Annotated in this window: 20 protein-coding genes and 1 tRNA gene; 14 read left to right on the top strand and 7 right to left on the bottom strand. The window is 62.1% G+C overall.

The window, feature by feature from the left end; genetic code table 11:
* Positions 1-126 precede the first annotated feature (126 nt).
* The 5 genes from VDP79_RS02290 (at position 127) to VDP79_RS02270 (ending at position 7,599) form a co-directional block, all read left to right on the top strand.
* The gene (locus VDP79_RS02290) at positions 127-1,452 is read left to right on the top strand and encodes an ABC transporter substrate-binding protein (protein ID WP_323016621.1); all 1,326 of its coding nucleotides are present in this window, start codon (positions 127-129) and stop codon (positions 1,450-1,452) included.
* Between the two features lie 87 nt (positions 1,453-1,539).
* Positions 1,540-3,276 carry an ABC transporter permease gene (locus VDP79_RS02285; protein ID WP_416233029.1) on the top strand — a complete coding sequence of 579 codons (1,737 nt, stop codon included), beginning with the start codon at positions 1,540-1,542 and terminating at the stop codon, positions 3,274-3,276.
* A gap of 15 nt (positions 3,277-3,291) precedes the next feature.
* Positions 3,292-4,335, top strand: a complete 1,044-nt coding sequence (locus VDP79_RS02280) for an ABC transporter ATP-binding protein (protein ID WP_323016620.1) — start codon at positions 3,292-3,294, stop codon at positions 4,333-4,335.
* Between the two features lie 6 nt (positions 4,336-4,341).
* Positions 4,342-4,875, top strand: a complete 534-nt coding sequence (locus VDP79_RS02275; protein WP_323016619.1) for a histidine phosphatase family protein — start codon at positions 4,342-4,344, stop codon at positions 4,873-4,875.
* A gap of 153 nt (positions 4,876-5,028) precedes the next feature.
* Positions 5,029-7,599, top strand: a complete 2,571-nt coding sequence (locus tag VDP79_RS02270) for an EAL domain-containing protein (protein WP_323016618.1) — start codon at positions 5,029-5,031, stop codon at positions 7,597-7,599.
* 4 nt (positions 7,600-7,603) lie between these two features.
* Here VDP79_RS02270 and VDP79_RS02265 read toward each other — a convergent pair whose 3' ends face one another.
* From VDP79_RS02265 to trxB, 4 genes are all read right to left on the bottom strand, one after another.
* Positions 7,604-8,494 carry a pirin family protein gene (locus VDP79_RS02265; RefSeq protein WP_323016617.1) on the bottom strand — a complete coding sequence of 297 codons (891 nt, stop codon included), beginning with the start codon at positions 8,492-8,494 and terminating at the stop codon, positions 7,604-7,606.
* Between the two features lie 242 nt (positions 8,495-8,736).
* A complete protein-coding gene (locus VDP79_RS02260; protein WP_323016616.1) occupies positions 8,737-9,072 on the bottom strand; it encodes a multidrug efflux SMR transporter in 336 nt (111 codons plus the stop codon).
* A 64-nt stretch (positions 9,073-9,136) separates the two neighbouring features.
* Positions 9,137-9,832, bottom strand: coding sequence for a Smr/MutS family protein (locus tag VDP79_RS02255; protein ID WP_323016615.1), 696 nt, complete (start codon positions 9,830-9,832; stop codon positions 9,137-9,139).
* The gene (gene trxB, locus VDP79_RS02250) at positions 9,819-10,778 is read right to left on the bottom strand and encodes a thioredoxin-disulfide reductase (RefSeq protein WP_323016614.1); all 960 of its coding nucleotides are present in this window, start codon (positions 10,776-10,778) and stop codon (positions 9,819-9,821) included. The genes VDP79_RS02255 and trxB overlap by 14 nt, the downstream gene beginning before the upstream one ends.
* 45 nt (positions 10,779-10,823) lie before the next feature.
* Here trxB and VDP79_RS02245 point away from each other — a divergent pair, with 45 nt between their 5' ends.
* The 5 genes from VDP79_RS02245 to VDP79_RS02225 all read left to right on the top strand — a co-directional run bounded on the left by VDP79_RS02245 (position 10,824) and on the right by VDP79_RS02225 (position 17,239).
* A complete protein-coding gene (locus VDP79_RS02245) occupies positions 10,824-13,175 on the top strand; it encodes a DNA translocase FtsK (RefSeq protein ID WP_323016613.1) in 2,352 nt (783 codons plus the stop codon).
* Between the two features lie 5 nt (positions 13,176-13,180).
* Positions 13,181-13,831 carry an outer membrane lipoprotein chaperone LolA gene (gene lolA / locus VDP79_RS02240; protein ID WP_416233028.1) on the top strand — a complete coding sequence of 217 codons (651 nt, stop codon included), beginning with the start codon at positions 13,181-13,183 and terminating at the stop codon, positions 13,829-13,831.
* Complete coding sequence (locus VDP79_RS02235) at positions 13,831-15,186, top strand: replication-associated recombination protein A (protein ID WP_323016612.1); 1,356 nt, start codon at positions 13,831-13,833, stop codon at positions 15,184-15,186. Before lolA ends, VDP79_RS02235 begins: the two co-directional genes overlap by 1 nt.
* Positions 15,187-15,244: 58 nt before the next feature.
* On the top strand, positions 15,245-15,940 hold the full coding sequence (locus VDP79_RS02230) for an aspartate/glutamate racemase family protein (RefSeq protein ID WP_323016611.1): 696 nt from the start codon (positions 15,245-15,247) through the stop codon (positions 15,938-15,940).
* Positions 15,941-16,009: 69 nt separating this feature from the next.
* Entirely contained in the window at positions 16,010-17,239 is a 1,230-nt protein-coding gene (locus VDP79_RS02225) for an aromatic amino acid transporter (protein WP_323016610.1), read from the top strand.
* Here VDP79_RS02225 and VDP79_RS02220 read toward each other — a convergent pair.
* Positions 17,230-17,844, bottom strand: coding sequence for a HutD family protein (locus tag VDP79_RS02220; protein WP_323016609.1), 615 nt, complete (start codon positions 17,842-17,844; stop codon positions 17,230-17,232). The genes VDP79_RS02225 and VDP79_RS02220 overlap by 10 nt on opposite strands.
* A gap of 137 nt (positions 17,845-17,981) precedes the next feature.
* Between VDP79_RS02220 and serS the strand changes: the two genes are divergently transcribed.
* A complete protein-coding gene (gene serS, locus VDP79_RS02215) occupies positions 17,982-19,319 on the top strand; it encodes a serine--tRNA ligase (protein WP_323016608.1) in 1,338 nt (445 codons plus the stop codon).
* A gap of 29 nt (positions 19,320-19,348) precedes the next feature.
* Here the strand turns inward: serS and VDP79_RS02210 are convergent, their stop codons facing one another.
* The gene (locus tag VDP79_RS02210) at positions 19,349-19,708 is read right to left on the bottom strand and encodes a hypothetical protein (protein ID WP_323016607.1); all 360 of its coding nucleotides are present in this window, start codon (positions 19,706-19,708) and stop codon (positions 19,349-19,351) included.
* A gap of 158 nt (positions 19,709-19,866) precedes the next feature.
* Between VDP79_RS02210 and VDP79_RS02205 the strand changes: the two genes are divergently transcribed.
* The 3 genes from VDP79_RS02205 to VDP79_RS02195 all read left to right on the top strand — a co-directional run bounded on the left by VDP79_RS02205 (position 19,867) and on the right by VDP79_RS02195 (position 21,101).
* Positions 19,867-19,957, top strand: a tRNA-Ser gene (locus tag VDP79_RS02205).
* Between the two features lie 136 nt (positions 19,958-20,093).
* On the top strand, positions 20,094-20,672 hold the full coding sequence (locus tag VDP79_RS02200; RefSeq protein ID WP_323016996.1) for a DJ-1/PfpI family protein: 579 nt from the start codon (positions 20,094-20,096) through the stop codon (positions 20,670-20,672).
* A 63-nt stretch (positions 20,673-20,735) separates the two neighbouring features.
* Positions 20,736-21,101, top strand: a complete 366-nt coding sequence (locus VDP79_RS02195; protein ID WP_323016606.1) for a ribbon-helix-helix domain-containing protein — start codon at positions 20,736-20,738, stop codon at positions 21,099-21,101.
* Between the two features lie 12 nt (positions 21,102-21,113).
* Here the strand turns inward: VDP79_RS02195 and VDP79_RS02190 are convergent, their stop codons facing one another.
* Positions 21,114-22,637, bottom strand: coding sequence for an MDR family MFS transporter (locus tag VDP79_RS02190; protein ID WP_323016605.1), 1,524 nt, complete (start codon positions 22,635-22,637; stop codon positions 21,114-21,116).
* Between the last annotated feature and the right edge of the window lie 21 nt (positions 22,638-22,658).

The raw sequence follows: 22,658 nt of genomic DNA, 5'->3' as shown, positions 1-22,658 counted from the left end.
ACAAACACTTGCATGATTTTAATTGCTCATGCATAGTTTCCCTTCCCTGTTGGAATCCGGTGCATTGAAAACCGCGATCCATCTGGTGAATGTGGGAACAATAAGTGCACAACACAGGAGGAAGACATGAAGAAAGCTTTGACCCTAGGCATCACTGCCGCCGCGCTGATGGTGACATCCGCCATGGCCTTTGCAGATACCGTGACGGTGGTGACTTCGTTTCCGCGCGACATGACGGATCCGTTCAAGACCGCCTTTGAAGCCGCTCATCCCGGCACCACTCTGGAGGTGGTCAGCCGCAATACCAATGCTGCAGTGTCGTATCTGCAGGAAACCCGTAGCGCCAATGCCGTAGATCTGATGTGGGCTTCCGCCCCCGACGCCTTTGAAGTGCTGAAGGCCGATGGGCTGCTGGCCAAGGTCTCCGTGAAGGCCGACGGCATTCCCGATGCCATCGGCGGCTACCCGATCAACGATTCTGATGGCACCTATTTCGGCTTTGCCGCCTCGGGCTACGGGATCATGTACAACACCCGCTACATCAAGGCCAACGACCTGCCCATCGCCAAAGAGTGGGAGGATCTGAAGCGCGCCGAATACTACGGCCATGTCGCCATGTCCGCGCCTTCGCGTTCCGGTACCACCCACCTGACGGTGGAAACTGTGTTGCAGGGCGAAGGCTGGGATAAGGGCTGGGCTACCTGGAAATGGATCTCGGGCAATATGAACACCGTGACGGAACGCAGCTTCGGTGTTCCGGATGCCGTGAATTCGGGCGCGACGGGGTTCGGCATCGTGATTGATTTCTTTGGCCTGGCATCGAAAGCATCTGGTTTTCCGGTTGATCTGGTCTATCCCAGCGTGACCGCCATCGTGCCCGCAAATATCGGCGTCATCAAAAACGCCCCCAATCAGGCTGGCGCGGTGAAATTCGTCGAATTCCTGCTGTCGCCCAAGGGTCAGGAAATCTTGCTGAATCCGGCGATCATGCGCTTGCCGGTCAATCCCGCCGCCTATAAGAACGCGCCGGCAGGCTTCCCCAATCCCTTCTCCAAGGATTTCGCCCCGGGAGCAATCGCGTTTGACGTCGATCTGTCAGGGGAACGCTATACCCTCGTGAATTCGCTGTTTGATGTGCTGGTGACCTATCGCCTGAATGATCTGCGCGCTGCCGTTTCTGCTATTCAGAAGGCCGAGGTCGCTCATGCGAAAAGCGGCAATGCCAAAGCTGCTGAGCTGATTGCCCAGGCCCGCAAGCTGGTCGAAGCCATGCCGATCACTGAAGCGCAGTCCAAAGATCCGTCGTTCACGCAGGTGTTCACGACTTCGCGCGCCAAACCCGACACCAAGGTCGTTGGCCGCCAGGCTGAAGTCGAGCAGGGTTGGGATAGCTTTGCGGTTGAAAACTATCGCAAGGCTCGCGAACTGGCCGAGCAGGCAGCAGCGCTGTAACAGTCTGCTGGTCGAAGGCTAGCCAGGGTCCGCTTTCTGAGCAGGGTGGGCCCTGCGTGTACGCCAATCCTTTTTAGGACAAGTACGATGGATTTTACTTCCCAGGGCGCCGTCCTGCGCCGGTTCACGTTGTTTCCGCAACTATCGGGCGCCGCGATGGCCGGCATTCTGATCGCCATTTTTCTGATGGCTTTTCTGATCCTGCCGGTGGCGCAGGTGATCTATGTGGCTTTTCTGGACGCGGGTACCGGCAATTTTACGCTGCAGCATTTTCAGGACTTCTTCAATACGACGCTGTTTCGCGAAAGTTTCGTGAACTCCTTCTATGTCTCGGCAGTGTCGGTGGTGATGGCAACCGCGATTGCTCTGCCGCTGGCTTATATCACTACGCGTTTCAATTTCGCCGGCACCGCCGTGATCCAATCACTGGGGATCATCCCCTTGATCATGCCGCCCTTCGTTGGGGCGGTGGCGATGTCGCTGCTGTTTGGCCGCAACGGCTCGATCAACTTGCTGTTGAACGAGTATTTCGGTTTTCGTATTCCGTTCATGGATGGCCTGAATGGCGTCATCCTGGTCGAGTCCATCCATTACTTTCCTTTCATCCTGATCAACTTGTCGGCGAGTTTGCGCAATATCGATCGCTCGATGGAGGAAGCGGCGCAGAACCTGGGTTCTCATGGGATGAGGATGTTTCGCCGTATTGTCTTTCCGCTGGCGATGCCGGGCTATCTGGCGGGTGCAGCGCTGGTCTTTATCAAGGTTTTCGACGATCTGGGTACGCCCTTGTTGCTGAACGTCAACAATATGCTGGCGCCGCAGGCCTACTTGCGCATCACCGGCGTGGGGATCAATGACCCGATGGGTTATGTCATCTCGTTCATCCTTGTGGCGTTCTCGATCTTCTCGCTGTGGGCTTCGTTCCTGTTCATGCGCGGCAAGGATTATGCGACCGTGCAAAAGGGCGGCGGGGGGCTGTCGCGCCGCGACTTGCAGCCGCGCGAGACGTGGTTGGCGTGGGGCGTGATCGGGCTGATCCTGGCCCTGGTGCTGTCGCCGCATATCGGCTTGCTGCTGCTTGCCTTCGGGACGATCTGGTCTTTTTCACCGCTGCCTGACGGATTTACCCTCCAGCATTTCGGCACGATTTTCACCCAGTCGTCAGAGTACGTCTGGAACACGCTGGTGTATGCGGGTTCGGCCGCAGTGATCGATGTGGTGCTGGGTACGGCCATTGCTTATATTGTGATCCGTACCAAACTGGCCGGGCGCAAATGGCTGGACTACATGGCGACGGCCGCACTCGCGGTGCCGGGCGTGGTGCTGGGCATCGGTTATCTGCGGATGTTCCATGGCATCGAACTCCCCTTCGGTTTGGGTCAGATGTCCAGTTTCTGGGGCATCATCATCGTGGCGCTGGCGGTGCGCCGCTTGCCTTACGCGCTGCGGGCATGCATGGCAGCGCTGCAACAGATTGCGCTGTCGCTCGAAGAAGCAGCTGAAAGCTTGGGTGCATCTCGCACCAGCACTATCCGGCGCATCGTGGTGCCGCTGATGGCAGGGGGCATTCTGGCCGGTTTCGTCACCAGCTTCGCCACGGCGGCGGTGGAATTGTCAGCGACGATCATGCTGGTTGCCCAATCCTCTGATGCGCCTCTGGCTTACGGTATTTATCTTTACATGCAATCGCCCGCCGGGCGCGGGCCTGGAGCTGCTCTTGGCATTGTGGCCGTCGTGATTGTGGCGCTGGGCACATTTCTTTCACAGCGCATCATCGAACGCGAACGCGCGCGGCAGGCTATGGCCAGCGGCGGGCAGGATTAGGCGAAGGAGACAAAAATGACACATACTAAAGCAGGCATCCGTATCGAGGATTTGCACCTGTCCTTCGGAGACACCAAAGTGCTGGAAGGCATCAATATGGTGATCGAACCGGGTGAGTTTTTTGCCTTCCTAGGGCCCTCTGGGTCCGGAAAGTCGACGCTGCTGCGCGCCATCGCGGGCTTTGGTCCGACGCCGCGCGGTCGCATCCTGATCGGGGACCGCGATGTCGCTGCGCTGCCGCCATGGAAACGCAACGTGGGCATGGTCTTCCAGTCTTATGCGCTCTGGCCTCATATGTCGGTACGCAGGAACGTTGCCTTCGGCCTCGAGGAGCGCAAGATGTCCGCGCAAGAAATCGGTCCCAAGGTCGAGGCGGCTCTGGATACCGTGGATTTGCTGCACTTGGCTGATCGTATGCCGGCGCAATTGTCGGGAGGTCAACAACAGCGTGTGGCGCTGGCCCGCACCATCGCGATCGAACCGCAAGTGCTGCTGCTGGATGAACCTTTATCGAACCTGGATGCCGCGCTGCGCGTCCAGATGCGGCGCGAGCTGCTGGCGCTGCAACGTAAGCTGGGGCTGACCACGATCTTCGTGACGCATGATCAGGAAGAAGCAAACACCACCTCGGACCGGATGGCGGTGCTGGACAAGGGCGTGATCCAGCAGATCGGAACGCCCCAAGCGCTTTATGATCACCCTGCAAATGCCTTTGTGGCAGGCTTTCTGGGTACTGCCAATATCCTGAAAGGCGCCATGCAGAGCGAAGACTTCCTGACTGCAGGCGGCCAGCGTTTGACGATTGACAATCCTGTTGCCAAGGCCAACCTTATCGTGCTGCGTCCGCAGAATATCCGTTTGGTGACATCGGGCGGCGCCATTCAGGGGACGGTTGTTCACCGCGAGTTCCTGGGTAGTCAGATCCGCTACTTGGTGGCTACTTCAGACGGTCAGATCATCGTGGATACGCTGCATGCCACCGGTGTGCCGCCTCATGATCAGGGCGCTCCGGTTTCTCTGACGATTGACAGCCACAGCGCTCCGCTGTTGACGGATTAAGCAGCAATGGCGGAATTTTGGTTCATCCGGCATTTCCGGACTCCGTGGAATAGCCAGGGGCGTTTACAGGGTCAGCGCGATATTGCGCTGGATGACCCGATGGGCTCTCAAGATCTTGCCATGCTGCTTGCTAACCGGCAGGCGCTGGCGGGCCGGAAGTTTGCCCTGGTTCTGACCTCGCCCCTGCGCAGGGCGCGCCAGACGGCGGTCCTGCATGGTTTTCCCGATGCCGAGGCGGATCCCGATCTGGCCGAAATCGCTTTCGGCGAATGGGAGGGTAAAACCTGGGGCGAGATGGAGGCCGCTCACCCAGGGGGCTGGGAGAACGCGTTGCACAGCCTGCCGCTTGGCGAAACGATGGATGATTTCATCGCCCGCATCACACGGGTGCGGGATCGTGCAAGATCCGCGCCGGGGCCGGTGCTGGTCTTTGGCCATGGCGCGTGGTTGGGTGGGCTGAAGCTGGTGCTTGAGCAGCGGCGTGGCGGCCTTCCCCGGCAGGCTCTGGCCAATGGCGCCTTGGAGCGGCTGGTCGTGTGATTCAGTAGCAGGGGATCGACGCGCGGCGACGGCTGCGCAGGGGTGGTCGATTCTTCGCATTTTCCGGCCAGCCTTGTAGAATCCCTGAAAACTTGATTCCGGGAGGGAAATTTACATGTCGTGCCAAGCAGCCGCAGTGCTACCGGGAAATCCATGAGCCGCCCGCGCCAGGCGGCGCATGACGACCAGCGGGAATTGACAGATACACAGGCCGTTGAACGCTTGCAGGCTTCAGTGCTGCGGCTGGAGCAATCCGAACGTTTACAGCGGGCGCTGTTCGCTATCGCCAACATGGCGGCGTCGGAGCTGGACGTGCAAAGCCTGCTGAAGGCTCTGCACGGCATCATCGCTCAGTTGATGTACGCCGAAAATTTTTATATCGCCCTGTACGATCCTCAGGGCCAGACCATCCGTTTCATCTATTTTGCCGATGTCATGGATGGTCAACTGTACCGGCCTGACCAGGAATTCACGGCGGAACAGCTGCACAACACCATCACCCTGGCCCTGATCCGCCATGGGCTGCCCCGGCGGGGCGCATCTGATGAAATCGCCCGGGATCTGGGGCTGGATCGCAGCCGTGCGGTGGGGACGCCTTCGGTGGATTTCATGGGGGTGCCGATGCGCCGTGATGGCCAGGTGTTCGGCGTTCTGACGGTGCAGAGCTATGAAGCAGGCCGGGGGTATACACAGTCCGATCAGAACGTGCTGGCGTTCGTCGCCGAGCACGTGCTCAATGCAGTCGAGCGAAAACTAAGTCAGGAAGCTCTGGAACGCCGGGTCGCGGACCGTACCCGGGAATTGGCCAGCGTCAATGCCCGCTTGCAGGAACAGGTGTTCGAACGCGAGCGGGCGGCGCATCTGCAGACGACGCTCTATCGCATTGCAGCGCTCAGCCATAGTCAGGAAGGCAACGAGACTTTCTATCGCAGCATCCATCTGGCGGTCGGTGAGCTGCTCAATGCTGAAAATTTTTATATCGCTTTGGTGTCGGAGGATCACCGGCAGCTGGATTTCCCCTACTACGTGGACGACACCGGCGCAAAATTGGAGACCCGGCCCTTGGGGGACGGCATGAGCGAATACGCCATCCGGGGCGGGCAGACCGTGCTGATGAACAGGGCGGAAATCAGCGCCTTGATGGCCCGAAGCGAAGTAGATGCCGCCACCTACGGCCAGGAATCCGTCTGCTGGCTGGGTGCGCCTTTGTTGAGCTCAAAGGGCGTCATGGGCGTCGTCGTGGTGCAAAGCTACCGCGAGAACCTGTATTACACGCCGCAGGATGCCGATCTGCTGACCTTCGTGTCCTATCAGATCGCCAATACCTTGCAAAGGCGTCAGCAGGACGAGGCTTTGCAGGCCTTGAATGCCCAGCTGGAACAGCGGGTGCTGGACCGGACGCTGGAACTGCGCCAAGAGATCACGGTGCGGGAACAGGCGCAGCAGCAGCTGCGGCATCAGGTCATGCATGATCCTTTGACGGGCCTGCCCAACCGGCTATACCTGCGCGACCGGCTGGAACGCGCCTTGAGCGCCCGGCAGCGCGGCGGGCGCTTTGCGCTGCTGTACCTGGACGTGGACCGCTTCAAACTGTTCAACGACGGGCTGGGTCACCTGGTAGGCGATGCAGTCCTGCGCGAAGTCGCAGCGCGCATAGCCGATTGCGTGCGACCGCCCGACGTCGTGGGCCGGCTGTCGGGGGATGAATTCGCCATTCTGCTGGAAAATTGTCCCCAGCCATCTACAGCCTGCCAGGTGGCGCAGCGCATTCAGGCCAAAATGGCCCAGGCAATTCTGATTGACGACCGGACCCTGCACGTGTCGGTCAGCATCGGCATTGCCATGAGCCATCCGGGCTATCAGACGGTCGATCAACTCTTGCATGATGCCGATACGGCTTTGTATCGCGCCAAGGCCGCGGGCCGGCAGCGCTTTGTCCTGTTTGATGAAAAACTGCATGCGTCCGCCATGAACGTGCTGGATCTGGAACAGCAGATGCGTACGGCGCTGGACGACGGCCAGTTCGTCCCTTATTTTCAGCCTATCGTGCGTCTGGCCGATGCCAGCGTGACAGGGTATGAAGCCTTGATCCGTTGGCAGCATCCCGAACGGGGCCTGCTGGGGCCGGGGGATTTCCTGCCTGCGGCAGAGGAAACCGGCCTGATCGAAGCCATCGACTGGCATATGTATCGTCTGGCTTGCCAGGCGGTGCGGGGCTTTCTGGGGGATCAGCAGGTGCTGAACATCAACATTTCCCCGCATCATTTTCACAGCCGGAATTTCCCCCAGCGTCTGCTGGACATGATGGCGCAGACCGGCATTGCAACGCATCAGCTCTGCATCGAAGTCACCGAAGGCACCCTGCTGTCGGACCCGGATGCAGCCGGCAAGATTCTGGGCAATCTGCATGAAGCCGGTATTCGCATCGCCCTGGATGATTTCGGCACCGGGTATTCCTCGCTCAGCCACGTGCATCGTTTCCCGCTCAGGACCTTGAAAATCGACCGGTCCTTCATCGATCCCTTGGGGCGGGGGCAACAGCCGCGCAGCACGGCGATCGTATCCGCCGTGCTGAGCCTGGCCAAATCGTTGGATCTGGATGTGGTTGCCGAAGGGGTGGAAACCGCTGTCCAGCGCGACACTTTGCTGGCCATGGGCTGCGTGCAGGCCCAGGGGTTCCTGTTCGGCAGACCCGGTCCGGCGCACGAATGGCCGCCGTCCTGATGGCTTATCTGCTGCCTGGAGGGTCTTCCGGCAGCGGGATGAATTCCTGATCGTCGCCGACCGGCAGTGTCATCCGCTGCGCCCGCCAGTCCTCGCGGGCCTGTTCCAGGCGGTCTTTGGATGAAGAGACAAAGTTCCAGTAAATGAAGCGTTCGCCGATGGGGTCGCCCCCCAGCAGCATCAGGGTGGATGGCTGCCGTGCGGTAATCTGGGCGCTGCTGCCGGCAGCCAGCACCAGCATCCGGCCTTCGGGCAGGATATAGCCATCCAGTTCGACTTCGCCTCGGGCGACGTAGACGGCGCGTTCCGGGTATTGGGCGCTCAGGCTGCGACGGGCGCCGGCATCCATCTCCCAATGCAGGTAGAACAGGGGGGAATGGGTCTGGACCCGCGCCGTGTCGCCATCGATGGACCCGGCGATCAGGCGGCTGGCGACGCCGTTTTCGTGGACTTCCGGTAATTGCTCGGGGCCGTGGTGATGATGAAAACAGGGGGCGGTTTCCTCGGCTTCCTGGGGCAGGGCGACCCAGGCCTGGATGCCGTGCATGTGAGCGCCATGGCTGCGGGCGTATTCCAGACGCTCGCTGTGGGTGATGCCGCTGCCGGCGGTCATCCAATTGACTTCTCCGGGGCGGATTTCCTGTTCAAACCCCAAGCTGTCGCGATGGGTGATGGCGCCGCTGTACAGATAAGTCACGGTCGATAGGCCGATGTGCGGATGGGGCCTGACGTCCAGCGCTTTGGGAATGCCGGGCGCCAGATCCAGCGGCCCCAGGTGATCCAGGAAGATGAAGGGGCCGACCATGCGGCGTTTGCGGTAGGGCAGCACGCGGCCGACGATCAGTCCGCCTCCCAGATCATGTGTGCGGCGGTCGATCAGCAAGGTGGCGTCCATGAGTGTTCCTAGTGGGATGAAAAGGCGCTGTTCACAGGCTACGATAATCCGTCAGGGGATTCCCTAGGGACTTCCCTAGGTGTCAGCGGGTGTTGCAACCTGCATAATGCTGCTCATGCAGGTGAGGAGACAGCCCTTTGGGGCAATGGCGCTGCGCAGATAGCGCTTTCATTTGTAGGCAGTATCCATAAAAAAGAAAATCTGGCGGGGCCGGTGATCTGATCACCGGCCCTGTTCATTATTCAGTGCCCGCCAGCTGCCGAAAACACATTCAACACCAGCACGCCGGCCAGAATCAGGCCGATGCCGATCAGGGCAGCGGCATCCAGGGTCTGATCAAACACGAAATAGCCGATGGCGGCGATGGCGACAATGCCGACGCCGGACCAGACCGCGTAGGCGATGCCCACGGGGATGGTTTTCAGGGCCAGCGCCAGCAGATAAAACGCCAGTCCATAGCCGATGATCGTGATGGCGGACGGCATCAGGCGGGTAAAACCGGCGGATGCCTTCAGGGCGGATGTGGCGATGACTTCGGCCACGATGGCAATGATCAGGTATGTCCAGCTGGGGTTCATAAGAATATCAAGCGTCCGATGTGAAAGGGCTGCATGCGGAAAACGGCGGGCAGCGGGCCTGCGGTTAGGGGGCTGGTAGGCGCAGCAGGGCGGTGACGGCGCCTGCGCCGCCGTCGCGCTCGCCGCCCTGGACCCAGGCCTGGATGGCTTCCAGGCGGCTGAGGTGCTGGCGAACGGCGGCTTTCAGGATGGGTTCTCCCTGGCGCGATCCGATGCCTTTGCCGTGGATGATACGCACACAGCGGATGCCGTGTTCCAGGCAGGACAGCAGGAACCGGTCCAGGCGTTCGCGGGCTTCGTCGGCAGTACTGCCGTGCAGGTCCAGCGTCGCCTGGGCGATCCATTTTCCGCGTCGTAGGCCGCGCAGCAGATCCGGCCCGCAGCCCGCCTGCAGGAATTCTCCGGCCTCCGGATCGAAGGCGGCTTGACGATGATGCCGCTGTCGGGGGGGCAGGGGCAACTGGGGGACCTCTGGCCCGCCTTGTGCGTGTTCACGCCGGGTCCGCAGCTGGGCGTCGGGAAGATGGCTCAGCAGGACTCGCGCCCGAGGTCCCTGGTCCGGCAAGGGCTGCACGAAGCGCATGGCCTGGCGAAACAGGGCCCGGTCGCTGGCAGCCAGCGGCGGGCTCTCGGGGTGATGCGCCGCCGCCGTCCCGCTGCTGGAGGCAGCAGGCGGGATGGTCGCACGGGATGACGCCGCTTCTTGTGCCGCCGCCCGCAGGCGGCGCAAATCCGCCAGCGTCGGCTTAATGTCCTTCATTCTCCAGCCAACGCTGTGCGTCCAGGGCGGCCATGCAGCCGGTGCCGGCGCTGGTGATGGCCTGGCGGTAGACATGATCCTGTACGTCGCCGGCAGCGAACACCCCTGATACTGAGGTCATGGTCGCCAGCCCTTGCAGGCCGCTGCGCGTCGTGATGTAGCCGTTTTCCATGGCCAGCTGGCCTTCGAAGATGGCCGTGTTGGGCTTGTGGCCGATGGCGATGAAGGTCCCGGTGACGGCCAGGTCTTCGGTCTGGCCGGTCTGCGTGCTGACCAGGCGGGCGCCGGTGACGCCGGACTCGTCGCCCAGGACTTCCTGCAGCTCATGAAAGAGCTTCAGGCGCATATTGCCGTTGTCGACCTTGTCCATCAATTTGTCGACCAGGATGGGTTCGGCGCGGAATTTGTCGCGCCGGTGCACCAGGGTGACGGTGCGGCAGATGTTGGACAGATACAGGGCTTCTTCGACCGCAGTATTGCCGCCGCCGACCACCACCACGTCCTGGTTCTTGTAGAAAAATCCGTCGCAGGTGGCGCAGGCGGAGACCCCGCGCCCCATGAAGGACTGTTCGGATTCCAGGCCCAGGTATTGCGCCGAGGCGCCGGTGGCGATGATCAGGGCGTCGCAGGTATAGCTGGCGCCCGTGTCGCCGTTCAGGACAAAAGGCCGCTTGGACAGATCGACGCTGGCGATATGGTCGAATACCATTTCGGTGTTGAAGCGCTGGGCGTGTTCCATGAAGCGCTGCATCAGGTCAGGCCCCTGGACGCCGGCTACGTCAGCGGGCCAGTTATCGACCTCGGTGGTGGTCATCAGCTGCCCACCCTGTTCCAGGCCGGTGATCAGCACCGGGGACAGGTTGGCGCGCGCGGCGTAGACCGCCGCGGAATAACCGGCCGGACCCGAGCCCAGAATCATCACTTTCGCGTGTTTTGCAGTAGACATCACAGAAAATCCATTCATCATCGACCTGCCAATTATAATGGCGAGATGGCTAGAATTCCGGTGACCTCCTCCCGTTCCTCGCGCAATGTGCGCAACGGCCCTTCACCCTTGCAGGTGCGCCTCAGCGGTTTGCTGCGCGAGGCCCGCTGGATCCTGCTGGCGGCAGTGGCCGGCTGGCTGATCCTGGTCCTGGCGACTTGGCACCGGTCCGATCCGGGCTGGTCGCATTCCCTGACCATCGGCGCCACCCAGAACTGGGGCGGGACGTTCGGCGCCTATGTGGCCGATCTGATGCTGTATCTGTTTGGCGCATCGGCCTGGTTGTGGGTGCTGCTGATGTTGCGCCACGTCGCGGCCGGGTTCTATCGCCTGACCCGTGTGGTGCTGCCATCCAAAGTCCCCGAACTGCTGCCGCGGGTGCGCTGGGAAGTCGGCATCGGGTTCACCTTGCTGTTTCTGGGCTGCATGGGTATCGAGGCCTTGCGCCTGCAAAGCTGGGGGGCTGCGCTGCCCGCCGGCGCGGGCGGACAGCTGGGTCATCTGCTGGCGGGGTTGTTGGCCCAAACAGCGGGCCAGGCAGGGGGCGCCTTGTTGCTGCTGGCCTTCATCGTCATGGGGTCCAGCCTGTTCTTCGGGTTTTCCTGGCTGAATGTGTCCGAACGGGTCGGGTTCTATCTGGAATCGGGCGCGCGCCGCCTGCTGGATTTAAAAAACGCCTGGCAGGACCGCCGGGCCGGTATGACCGCGCAGGCGGAACGCCAGGAACTGGTCGAGACCCGCCAGACGCAGCTGGTGCACGAGCAGCCGGTGCGCATCGAGCCCACCGTGACGACGGTACCCAAATCCCCGCGCGTACAGCAGGAAAAGCAGCAGGCGCTGTTCACCGTCAAAGAGGACCCGGCCCAGGGTGGCCTGCCGGCCCTGTCCCTGCTGGATCCCGTCGAACAGGCCCAGGAAACCGTCTCGCCGGAAACCATCGAATACACCTCGCGCCTGATCGAAAAGAAATTGTCGGATTTCGGTGTCAGCGTCACTGTGGTGTCGGCCCAGTCCGGCCCGGTCATCACCCGCTATGAAATCGAACCGGCCACCGGGGTCAAGGGCAGCCAGATCGTCAATCTGGCCAAAGACCTGGCGCGAGCGCTCAGTCTGGTGCGCATCCGGGTGGTGGAAACCATTCCGGGTAAAAACCTGATGGGCCTGGAACTGCCCAATCCGCGTCGCCAGATGGTGCGCCTGTCCGAAATTCTGGGGTCCCAGGTCTACCACAGCAGCGCCTCGCTGCTGACCATGGCGCTGGGCAAGGACATCGCGGGCAACCCGGTCGTGGCTGATCTGGCGAAAATGCCCCACCTGCTGGTGGCCGGCACGACGGGGTCGGGCAAATCCGTGGGCATCAATGCCATGATCCTGTCCTTGCTGTACAAGGCCGATGCCAGTCAGGTGCGCCTGATCCTGATCGACCCTAAGATGCTGGAAATGTCCGTCTATGAAGGCATTCCTCATCTGCTGGCGCCCGTGGTCACCGATATGCGCCATGCGGCCAACGCGCTGAACTGGTGCGTGGCCGAAATGGAAAAGCGCTACAAGCTCATGAGCAAGCTGGGGGTGCGCAACCTGTCCGGCTTCAATACCAAGATCCGCGAAGCGCAGAAACAGGAACAGCCGATCCCCAATCCTTTTTCCTTGACGCCGGATGCGCCCGAACCGCTGAGCACCCTGCCCATGATCGTCGTGGTCATCGACGAATTGGCGGATCTGATGATGGTGGTGGGCAAAAAAGTCGAGGAACTGATCGCCCGCCTGGCGCAAAAAGCGCGGGCCTCCGGCATCCACCTGATCCTGGCGACGCAGCGCCCCAGCGTGGACGTCATCACGGGTCTGATCAAGGCCAATATTCCTACTCGCATCGCCTTTCAGGTGTCGTCCAAGATCGATTCCCGCACCATCCTGGATCAGATGGGCGCGGAAACCCTGCTGGGTCAGGGCGACATGCTGTATCAGCCGCCCGGCACCAGCGTACCCACCCGCGTTCATGGCGCTTTCGTTCATGACGACGAGGTCCACCGCGTGGTCGACTCCCTGAAGGAAGCAGGCGAGCCCGATTACATCGAAGGTCTGCTGGAGGGCGCTCTGGAGGGTGAAACCGGCGATGGCCTCAGCTCCGTCACCGGCTTCGCGGATCAGGAAAACGACCCGCTGTACGATCAGGCCGTCGAAGTCGTGCTGCGCAGCCGCCGGGCTTCGATTTCCTTCGTGCAGCGCAATCTGCGCATCGGTTACAACCGTTCGGCGCGGATTCTGGAACAGATGGAACGCAGCGGGCTCGTCAGCCCGCAGCAGCCCAACGGCAATCGCGATATTCTGGTGCCGGCCCAAGCCGCCGAGAACGAGTGACCAATATGAATATTGATTTTCCGCGTCACCGCCGCATGTTGGCGGCGGCTGTCTTGGTGGCTGGCCTGACCGGGCTGCCAAGCGTGTCCTGGGCTGTGGATACGGCTCAGGTGCAGCTGCAGACCTTCGTCGACAAGGTCAAGTCCGCCACGGGCCAGTTCCAGCAGGCGCAAGCCGCCCAGAATGGCGTCGAGCGCGTTCAGACAGGGACTTTCGCCTTTCAGCGCCCGGGCAAATTCCGCTGGCAGGTCGTCAAACCCTATGCCCAGCTGATCGTGTCCGATGGACAGCGTGTCTATCAGTACGATCCGGACCTGGAGCAGGTCACGGAACGCAAGGCCGGGCAGGCGATCGGCGCATCGCCGGCGGCGCTGTTGTTCGGTTCCGGGTCGCTGGACGATGCTTTTACAGTGCAGGCCCAGCCTGACCGCGATGGCTTGCAGTGGCTGCGCGCAGCGCCCAAGACCCCGGACGCGGGCTTTACCCACGTGGATATCGGCTTTGCCGATGGCCTGCCCAGACGCCTGGAATTGCTGGATGCCTTTGGTCAGACTTCGCGCATCACCTTTACCGATTTGAAAGCGAATCCCGGCATCCCTGCCTCCCAGTTCCAGTTCACGGTGCCTCAGGGCGCGGATCTGGTCAAGATGAACTGATGGCGACCCAGGGGGATCTGCTGGGGGGGGCGCCTCTGCCGTCCGGCAGCGGCAGCAGGGGCGCGCCTGTCGGTTCAGCGCATGCGCCCTTGGCCGAGGCCCTGCGCCCCCGCACCTTGGACGAGGTCATCGGCCAGTCCCACCTGTTGGGCGAGGGCAAACCGCTGCGTCTGGCCTTTCAGTCCGGCAAACCCCATTCCATGATCTTCTGGGGGCCGCCGGGGGTGGGCAAGACCACGCTGGCGCGGCTGATGGCCACAGCCTTCGATTGCGCCTTCATCGCCTTGTCGGCGGTGTTTTCCGGCGTCAAGGACATCCGTGCCGCCATGGCGCAGGCCGAGCAGCATCAGATGCAGGGCCAGCCCACCATCCTGTTCGTCGATGAAATCCACCGTTTCAACAAGTCCCAGCAGGATGCCTTGCTGCCTTTTGTGGAAAGCGGTCTGGTGACCTTTATCGGCGCGACGACGGAAAACCCGTCCTTCGAGGTCAATTCCGCCTTGCTGTCGCGCGCCCAGGTCTACGTGCTGAAGCCTTTGTCGGAAGAGGAATTGCGCCATCTGGTGCAGCGGGCGCAGTCCCAGGCCATGGGCGATCTGGTGTTTGATGATCTGGCGGTCGATACGCTGGTGGGCTATGCCGATGGCGATGCCCGGCGGCTCTTGAACCTGCTGGAGCAGTGCCAGACGGCGGCAGGCGCCAGCGGCGTCAGCCGGATCGATGCCGATTTCATCCAGAACGCCCTGACTTTGAACGCCCGTCGCTTCGACAAGGGCGGCGACAATTTCTATGATCAGATTTCCGCTTTGCACAAATCCGTGCGCGGATCCCACCCCGATGCCGCGCTGTACTGGCTGACCCGCATGTTGGATGGTGGCGCCGATCCGCGATATCTGGCGCGCCGCATCGTGCGCATGGCCTGGGAAGACATCGGCCTGGCTGACCCCCGCGCCCTGCAGATTGCCAACGATGCTGCGCTGACCTATGAGCGGCTGGGCAGTCCCGAAGGCGAATTGGCCTTGGGACAGGCCGTCATCTACCTGGCGGTCGCCGCCAAGAGCAATGCGGGCTATATGGCCTACAACCAGGCAAGGGCTTTCGTGAAGCAGGACAAGAGCCGCGAGGTTCCGGTGCATCTGCGCAATGCGCCGACGAAGCTCATGAAGGAACTGGGTTATGGTCATGCGTACCGCTATGCCCATGATGAACCCAATGCGTATGCGGCGGGGGAAACCTATCTGCCCGACGGCATCCCGGAGCCTGGCTGGTATCAACCTGCGCCCCGTGGCCTGGAGCTGAAAATCGGTGAAAAATTGGCGCAACTGCGCCAGTGGGATGAAGACACACGGGATTGATCCGGGCAGCTGCTCTTTCCAATAAAAAATCAGTACAGGGTGAAATGTGACGAAGCCTGTGAAAACTATCGGCCTGATCGGCGGCATGAGCTGGGAATCCACCGTGCCGTACTACCGTCAGATCAACGAGGCCGTCAAAACGCGGCTGGGCGGCCTGCATTCCGCCAAAATCGTGTTGTATAGCGTGGATTTCGCCGAGATTGAACGGCTGCAGCATGCCGGCGACTGGGATGCCGCGGGCGCCATTTTGGCGGATGCCGCCCGAATGCTGGAACGGGCCGGCGCCGACTTCCTGGTACTGTGCACCAACACCATGCACAAGGTTGCGCCCGCCATCGAATCCGCCGTCCGAATTCCGTTGTTGCACATCGCCGATCCGACGGCGGCCGCCATCCGCCAGGCGGGTCTGGACCGCATCGGTTTGCTGGGTACTGCATTCACCATGGAGCAGCCCTTTTACCGTGATCGCCTGCAGGATCAGCACGGCATTCAGGTCCTGGTGCCGGACTCCGCAGACCGGGCCTTGGTGCATCGCGTCATTTATGAAGAACTGTGCCTGGGCCGCATTGAAGACACGTCACGCCAAGCCTACCGCGCCGTGATGCACAAACTGGCTGATCAAGGCGCACAGGGCATCATCCTGGGCTGCACGGAAATTTCTTTGCTGGTCGGCCCGCAGGACGCCCGCGTGCCGCTGTTCGATACGACGGCGATTCATGCGCAGGCGGCGGCGGATAAGGCGCTGGATGGGTAGCGCGGCGCGACGGCCAGGTACTCTACAATCCCGCCTTCGCCTGACGGAAGCAGGCCCTGGAGAACACTGTTGAATCGCAAGACCGCCCCGCATCCGGGGCATTCCTCGCCATCCATCCTGGGCGGCACCATGATCGTTGCCGGTACCGTGATCGGCGCTGGCATGCTGACGCTGCCAATCATCGCGGCGGGCATGTGGACCGGATGGACCTTGATCGTGCTGGCCCTGTCGTTTTGCATGATGCGGGCCAGCGCCTTGATGATCCTGCGGGCGAATCTGCGCTACGCCCCTGGCGCCAGCTTCGATACTGTCGTGCGCGGCACGCTGGGGCGGGGCTGGAATCTGCTGAACGGGCTGTCCGTCGGCTTCGTGCTGTACATGCTGATGTATGCCTATACCAGCGGGGGCGGCGCCACGCTGGAACACAGCCTGGGCCTGTCCTGGCCGCAGGGGCTGGTCAGCCTGTGCTTCGGTCTGCTGCTGGCGGGCTGCATCTTCTGGAGCACTCGCGTCGTGGATCGCCTCTCGGTCGTGCTGATGGCGGGGATGGTGATCGCTTTCGTCGCGGCCTTGGCGGGCATGCTGCCCGCCTTTCAGACCAGCCATTTGCAGGATGCCGCGTTCGCAGCGCCCGATGCACTGCCCAAGGCCTGGTATCTGTTGGCGACCCTGCCGTATTTCCTGACGTCCTTCTGCTTTCATGCCAGCGTGCCCAGTCTGGTGAAATACTACGGCCCCGATGAACGTCGCATCGGTCGCTGCATCGCCTATGGCCTGCTGATTGCGGCGCTGTTCTATGCCGCCTGGATCCTGATGGGATTCGGGGTGCTGGGACGCGACGACATGCGGCAGGTGTACGCGCAGGGGGGCAATATCAGCCATTACCTGGCGGCGGTGGAACAGGTGCGCGCCGATGCGTGGCTGGGGCGGACGGTGTCGGTCTTTGCCTTTCTGGCTGTGGTGACGTCATTCCTGGGCGCCGGGTTGGGCTTGTTCGACTATATCGCCGACGCCTGTTCCTTCGACGATACTTTGTCCGGCAGGGTCAAGACGGCGCTGGTGGCTTTTGCTCCGCCGGTGCTGGCCGGCGCGGTTTTTCCGGATGGTTTCATCATGGCGATCGGCTTTGCCGGTTTTGCGGCGGCCATCTGGTCGGTGATCATCCCGGCCTTGATGGAATTCAAGGCGGGCAGCAGCCGTGCGGGCTTGGTCTGGATCGTGCTGATCTATGGCGTGCTGGCAGCGGGCTTTCATCTGTTGTCGCCCGACGTGCTGGATGTCTTGCCGGTCTATCGCTGAGGATACAGATTCACCCGCGCGTCGGCCAGACGCGCATCCGGCGTCAGCGGGGTCAGGATCAGGGGAAAGAACGGCACGTAATCCAGCGTGATGTGCAGGGTATCTCCCGGCTCCAGGATGCGATCGCCCCCCAGATGGGCTGGCAGTCCGGTCTGGAATCGCCCCTGCACGCAGTGCAGGATCGTGTCGCCCGGCCGCAAGGGCAGCTTCTGGGGGCCGCTGCGCATGTCGACGCAGCCGTGCGCCTGCTTGCGGCGCAACATCAGGTTGAAGTCTCTGGCTGGGCCTGTCCGCAGGGTGGCCATATAAGGGGTTTCGCCCGCGAAATACAGCCGTGCGCCGGTCTCCAGCACGGTGTCCTGGCCAGTGTCCGGCCGGTGCAGATGCATCGGGCCGCCCTGGGTCAGGACCAGAATGCGATCGATATCTTCCCAATAGGAAAAAGGCCCGTCGGCGGCGACGTCGGCAGCGCTGATGCGCCAGATGAAATCATCCATCGTGGCGTTCGCCGGGAAAATGGCGATCTGGCGTGTGGTGCCGCCGCCGTTTTTCCAGGGGGATGCCGTCAATTCTGCAGCGGGGATATAGCGGATGGTGTCCTGCATGGGGTGTGTTCTGAGCCGTCAAATAGCGGGCTGGCTGGCCCGTCAGGCGCTTGCTGCGCGGTGATCAGACCGGATATCGGAATGCCGATGGCTTAATTTAATACAATACTCGGGATTTCCATTACCTGCCCACCACTATGTTAGATACCAATCTGCTGCGCAAGGACCTGGACCGCGTCGTGCACGCCTTGGGCCGTCGCGGCCTGAGCTTCGATACGGACCGCTATCATGCACTGGAAGCCCGCCGCAAGGCCGTCCAGGTGCAGACGGAAGAATTGCAGGCCCGCCGCAACGCGCTGGCCAAGCAGATCGGCCAATTGAAATCCCAGGGCCAGGATGCGTCCGCCGTGCTGGCGGAGTCCCAGGCAATTCCTGATCGCCTGAAGGCCCTGGAGCAGGACCTGGGCGACGTGCAGCAGGAATTGTCCCAGTGGCTGATGACCATTCCCAATTTGCCGGATGACAGCGTGCCCGATGGGGTCTCCGAGGCCGACAACGTCGAAGTGCGGCGTTGGCTGCCGGGCGCAGCCGATGCCGCCGGCAACCCTGCCAGTCTGGGCTTTGAGCCGCGGGACCATGTGGCCTTGGCAGAACCCCTGGGCCTGGATTTCGAGGCGGCCCGGTCTTTGGTGGGCGCGCGCTTCATGATGTTGCGTGGTCCTGTCGCCCGCTTGCATCGCGCGCTGGCGCAATTCATGCTGGATCTGCAGACGGGCGAGCATGGCTACCAGGAATGCTATACGCCTTACATCGTCAACAGTTCCACGCTGTTTGGCACCGGCCAGTTGCCGAAGTTCAAGGACGATATGTTCTCGGTGACCCGGGGCGGGCAGGGCAGCACGCCCGACGACGAGGGCCAAGCCGAAGACCTGTACCTGATTTCGACGGCGGAAATTCCGCTCACCGGCACGGTGCGCGACCGCATCCTGGATGCGCAGGATCTGCCGCTGAAGCTGACGGCGCATACGCCGTGCTTCCGTTCGGAAGCCGGCAGCGGCGGCCGTGATCTGCGCGGCCTGATTCGCCAGCACCAGTTCGACAAGGTGGAAATGGTGCAGATCGTGCATCCCGAACAGTCCTGGCAGGCGCTGGATGACATGGTCGGTCATGCCGAGCATGTGCTGCAGGCGCTGGGGCTTCCCTATCGGGTTGTGCTGCTGTGCGCAGGCGATATGGGATTCGGGTCGGCCAAGACCTATGACCTGGAAGTCTGGCTGCCGGCGCAGAACACCTGGCGCGAAATTTCCTCTGTGTCCAACTGCCTGGACTTCCAGGCCCGCCGCCTGCAGGGACGTTTCCGCCCCGAGGGCCCCAAGGCCAAACCGGAATACCTGCATACCCTGAATGGTTCGGGGCTGGCGGTAGGGCGTGCCTTGGTCGCCGTGCTGGAAAACTATCAGCAGGCTGACGGCAGTGTGCTCATCCCGCCCGTGTTGCGCCCCTATATGGGGGGGCTGGAAGTGATCGGCGCATAAGCAGACGCTGGTACGCCGATCCGCTGTCGTCAGCTATGGTGTTTTTTAGGCTGCGGACCCCGGTAACGGGACCGGCCTGGGGTGGCAGGCGGTTCGGCGGCGGATTCTGTGCTGCGCCGCGCCCCGATGCGGGTCAAGCCGTACAGAAGCAGCACCCAGAACAGCAGATTGGAGCCGGCGGCCAATAGGCTGTGAAAGCTGGCGTAGCCCGTGGCGGCGGATGCCTGGATGTTGAAGGTGTCGGCGATGATGGGGATGTTGCCCAGGCCTTCGACCAGCAAGCGGCCGGGCAGGGAGAATCCCCATTTCAGGGCATCGATGATTTCCCAACCGGCGATGGCGCCGTTGCCGTCGATGTCGAGCACAAAGCGCAATGCTTGGATGTTCATGATGTCCTCCAGCAGCTTGTCATGCCTGCTTTCACTATAGGCGGTTTGTCAGCTTTGGACAATCCTGGTATCAGACGCTGACGCTGGCAGCGTTGTGGCCGGCGCATTTTGGCTGCACGCATTCCGTGCTAGAATGCCCGACTTGACCGCAGTGACCCGGACAGGTGGCAGAGTGGTCGAATGTACCTGACTCGAAATCAGGCGTACGGTAACCCCGTACCGTGGGTTCGAATCCCACCCTGTCCGCCAATTGAAATGAAGCCATGTAAATAATGTTTACATGGCTTTTCTCTTTTGCAGCAGGCGGTACAGGCATACCACCCGGCTCCCCAACGAAAGCATCACAATGACCCTGTTATCCATAACTCGAAACAGGAGACAGATGATGGCCAAGAAATTGTTGATGCTGGTAGGCGACTATGTCGAGGACTATGAAGTCATGGTGCCGTTCCAGGCCTTGCTGGCGGTAGGTCACCATGTCGATGCAGTCTGCCCCGGCAAAAAAGCGGGCGAATGGGTTGCGACGGCGGTGCACGATTTCGACGGCGCCCAGACCTATAGCGAAAAGCCCGGACACCGCTTCACGCTGAATCAGGATTTCGATGCCGTGGATGCGACAAGCTACGACGGCCTGGTCGTTCCCGGGGGGCGTGCGCCGGAATACCTGCGTATGGATGAGCGTGTGCTGGATATCGTGCGGCACTTCCAGAAGGCCAATAAGCCCATCGCAGCGATCTGTCATGGTGCCCAACTGTTGGCAGCGGCTGGCGTGCTGCAGGGCCGCACGTGTTCTGCCTATCCGGCCTGCGCAGCGGAAGTCCGCCTGGCGGGCGGCCAATATGCCGATATCGCGGTGGATCAGGCGCATACGGATGGCAATCTGGTGACGGCGCCGGCCTGGCCTGCGCACCCCGCCTGGATCGCTCAGTTCCTGACGGTGTTGGGCACACGTATCCAGCACTGATTCCTGGAACCGGCGCCAGTCTCTACAATCAGGAGATGAAGCGCCTGTTCAGGAGCCTGTGCTATGTGTGAAATTTTCATCCGGGCCAATCCCCGGTCCTACGATAGTGAAAGCCGTTCGCTGCGTCTGCACGGCGTGGCGACCAGCGTGCGTCTGGAGCATCTGTTCTGGCAAGTGCTGGAAGACATCGCGCAGCGCGACGGCATGCGGGTGACGCAGCTGATCGAGCGCCTGTACGACGAATTGCTGGAATATCGGGGCGAAACCGGCAACTTCACCTCATTTCTGCGGGTCTGTTGTCTGCGCTACCAGATGCTGCAGGTCGATGGCCGCATTCCGGCTGACGCAAGCGTGCCGCTGCGCTCACTGGATGCCAAGACAGTGCTGCGGGATCTGCCGGATCTGTTGTGCGTGAGCCAGGCAGCCTGATCAGCAGGTCGCCTAGTCGATGTGTCGCGGCATGAGCAGCACAGCCAGCAGCGTCAGCAGCGCAATGCCGATCATCCCCACATAGACCTGATGCGTCGCCGTATCAAAGGCCGCCAGCAGATAGTGACGGCTGGCGGATGCGGCCGGTCCTGTCTGCAGCGCCGTGATCGCGCCATTCACGCCGGGCAGGGCGCCGTCCAGCGCAGCCGGGGCGGCGTCCAGCGCGTCGCGCATGGCATTGTTGAACAGTGTCCCGACCACGGCGGCCCCCAGGCTTTGGCCCAGGTAGCGTGACCACATATTGGCGCTGGTCGCCACGCCCCGCTGATGCCAGGGGACGACAGACTGCACGCCGACCAGCAAGGGTGTGGACAGCATTCCAAAGCCCGCCCCCAGCAGGATCTGATCCGCCGTGACCAGCCAGCTTGCGGGTTGCGGCGGCAGCCAGACGAACCCCAGGACCGCCAGCAGGATCAGCACGCCGCCAAACAGCGCTGTGTCCCGGAAGCCGAATCTCAGGTACAGGCGTCCCGACCAGGCCGATGCCGCCACCCAGCCCAGACTCATGCTGGCCAGCACCAGACCGGCGCTGATCGGCCCCAGACCCATGACGGATTGAGCGAATACCGGCAAGTAGGTGCCCGGCGCCATCATGACCAAGCCCATGCCCAGCACCCCCAAGTTCGACCCCAGCATCAGCCGATGGCGCCAGACCCAGCCGGGCATGATGGGCTCGGCAGCGCGCCGTTCCCGCATCACGGTGGCGATCATCAGCACGGCCACCAAGGCAAAGGTCGCCAGGCTGGGGGCGGAGAGCCAGCCCCAGGCATTGCCGCCTTGCAGCAGGCCGAAGACACCGAAGGCGCCTGTCAGCATCATCAGGATGGCGCCGGCATAGTCGATGGCGTGCTGGCGGGCGGGCGCCTGTTCGTGCAGATAGCGGGCGATCAGGACAATGGCGGCCAGGCCGATGGGCAGATTGATCAGGAAGACCCAGCGCCAAGTGGCGTATTCGGCGAAAGCGCCACCCAGGGTGGGGCCGACGATGGCGGCAATGCCCCAGACGCTGGACAGCCAGCCCTGCACCCGGGCGCGTTCGCGAGTCGAATACAGATCGCCTGCCAAGGTATTGACCGTGGCCATGATGGACCCGGCCCCCAGGCCCTGGATGGCGCGAAAGACGATCAACGGGATCATGCCCCAGGCCAGGGCGCAGGCGGCCGACCCCAGCAGAAACAGGGCGGACCCGCCGATCAGCACGGGCTTGCGGCCATACAGGTCCGCCAGCTTGCCATAGATGGGGATGGTGACGGTCTGGGCCAGCAGATAGATGGAGAACAGCCAGGTGAAGCGGTCGAATCCCCCCAGGTCGCCGACGATCTGCGGGATGACAGTGGCGACGATGGTGATGTCCATGGCCGCCAGCGACATGGTCAGCATCAGCGCCGTCAGGATCCAGCCCCGGTGCGGGACTGCCTGGGGTTCTGCCGGTTGCGCGTGGGGGGAATCCTGTTTTTCGGGGGTGATCGCGGTCATAATGGCGGCAGTGCAGTGAGG

This window comes from Castellaniella sp., assembly GCF_034675905.1.
Classification (GTDB): domain Bacteria; phylum Pseudomonadota; class Gammaproteobacteria; order Burkholderiales; family Burkholderiaceae_B; genus Castellaniella.
This window is presented reverse-complemented; position numbering and strand designations above follow the sequence as displayed.

Excerpts from the sequence above, each read along its gene's own strand:
- trxB (WP_323016614.1), bottom strand. The coding sequence starts at position 10,778 with ATGTCTACTGCAAAACACGCGAAAGTGATGATTCTGGGCTCGGGTCCG.
- VDP79_RS02200 (WP_323016996.1), top strand. The coding sequence starts at position 20,094 with ATGGCCAAGAAATTGTTGATGCTGGTAGGCGACTATGTCGAGGACTAT.
- VDP79_RS02280 (WP_323016620.1), top strand. The coding sequence starts at position 3,292 with ATGACACATACTAAAGCAGGCATCCGTATCGAGGATTTGCACCTGTCC.
- VDP79_RS02245 (WP_323016613.1), top strand. The coding sequence starts at position 10,824 with ATGGCTAGAATTCCGGTGACCTCCTCCCGTTCCTCGCGCAATGTGCGC.
- VDP79_RS02285 (WP_416233029.1), top strand. The coding sequence starts at position 1,540 with ATGGATTTTACTTCCCAGGGCGCCGTCCTGCGCCGGTTCACGTTGTTT.
- VDP79_RS02235 (WP_323016612.1), top strand. The coding sequence starts at position 13,831 with ATGGCGACCCAGGGGGATCTGCTGGGGGGGGCGCCTCTGCCGTCCGGC.
- VDP79_RS02275 (WP_323016619.1), top strand. The coding sequence starts at position 4,342 with ATGGCGGAATTTTGGTTCATCCGGCATTTCCGGACTCCGTGGAATAGC.
- VDP79_RS02265 (WP_323016617.1), bottom strand. The coding sequence starts at position 8,494 with ATGGACGCCACCTTGCTGATCGACCGCCGCACACATGATCTGGGAGGC.
- VDP79_RS02290 (WP_323016621.1), top strand. The coding sequence starts at position 127 with ATGAAGAAAGCTTTGACCCTAGGCATCACTGCCGCCGCGCTGATGGTG.
- VDP79_RS02260 (WP_323016616.1), bottom strand. The coding sequence starts at position 9,072 with ATGAACCCCAGCTGGACATACCTGATCATTGCCATCGTGGCCGAAGTC.
- VDP79_RS02255 (WP_323016615.1), bottom strand. The coding sequence starts at position 9,832 with ATGAAGGACATTAAGCCGACGCTGGCGGATTTGCGCCGCCTGCGGGCG.
- lolA (WP_416233028.1), top strand. The coding sequence starts at position 13,181 with ATGAATATTGATTTTCCGCGTCACCGCCGCATGTTGGCGGCGGCTGTC.
- VDP79_RS02195 (WP_323016606.1), top strand. The coding sequence starts at position 20,736 with ATGTGTGAAATTTTCATCCGGGCCAATCCCCGGTCCTACGATAGTGAA.
- serS (WP_323016608.1), top strand. The coding sequence starts at position 17,982 with ATGTTAGATACCAATCTGCTGCGCAAGGACCTGGACCGCGTCGTGCAC.
- VDP79_RS02210 (WP_323016607.1), bottom strand. The coding sequence starts at position 19,708 with ATGAACATCCAAGCATTGCGCTTTGTGCTCGACATCGACGGCAACGGC.
- VDP79_RS02270 (WP_323016618.1), top strand. The coding sequence starts at position 5,029 with ATGAGCCGCCCGCGCCAGGCGGCGCATGACGACCAGCGGGAATTGACA.
- VDP79_RS02220 (WP_323016609.1), bottom strand. The coding sequence starts at position 17,844 with ATGCAGGACACCATCCGCTATATCCCCGCTGCAGAATTGACGGCATCC.
- VDP79_RS02190 (WP_323016605.1), bottom strand. The coding sequence starts at position 22,637 with ATGACCGCGATCACCCCCGAAAAACAGGATTCCCCCCACGCGCAACCG.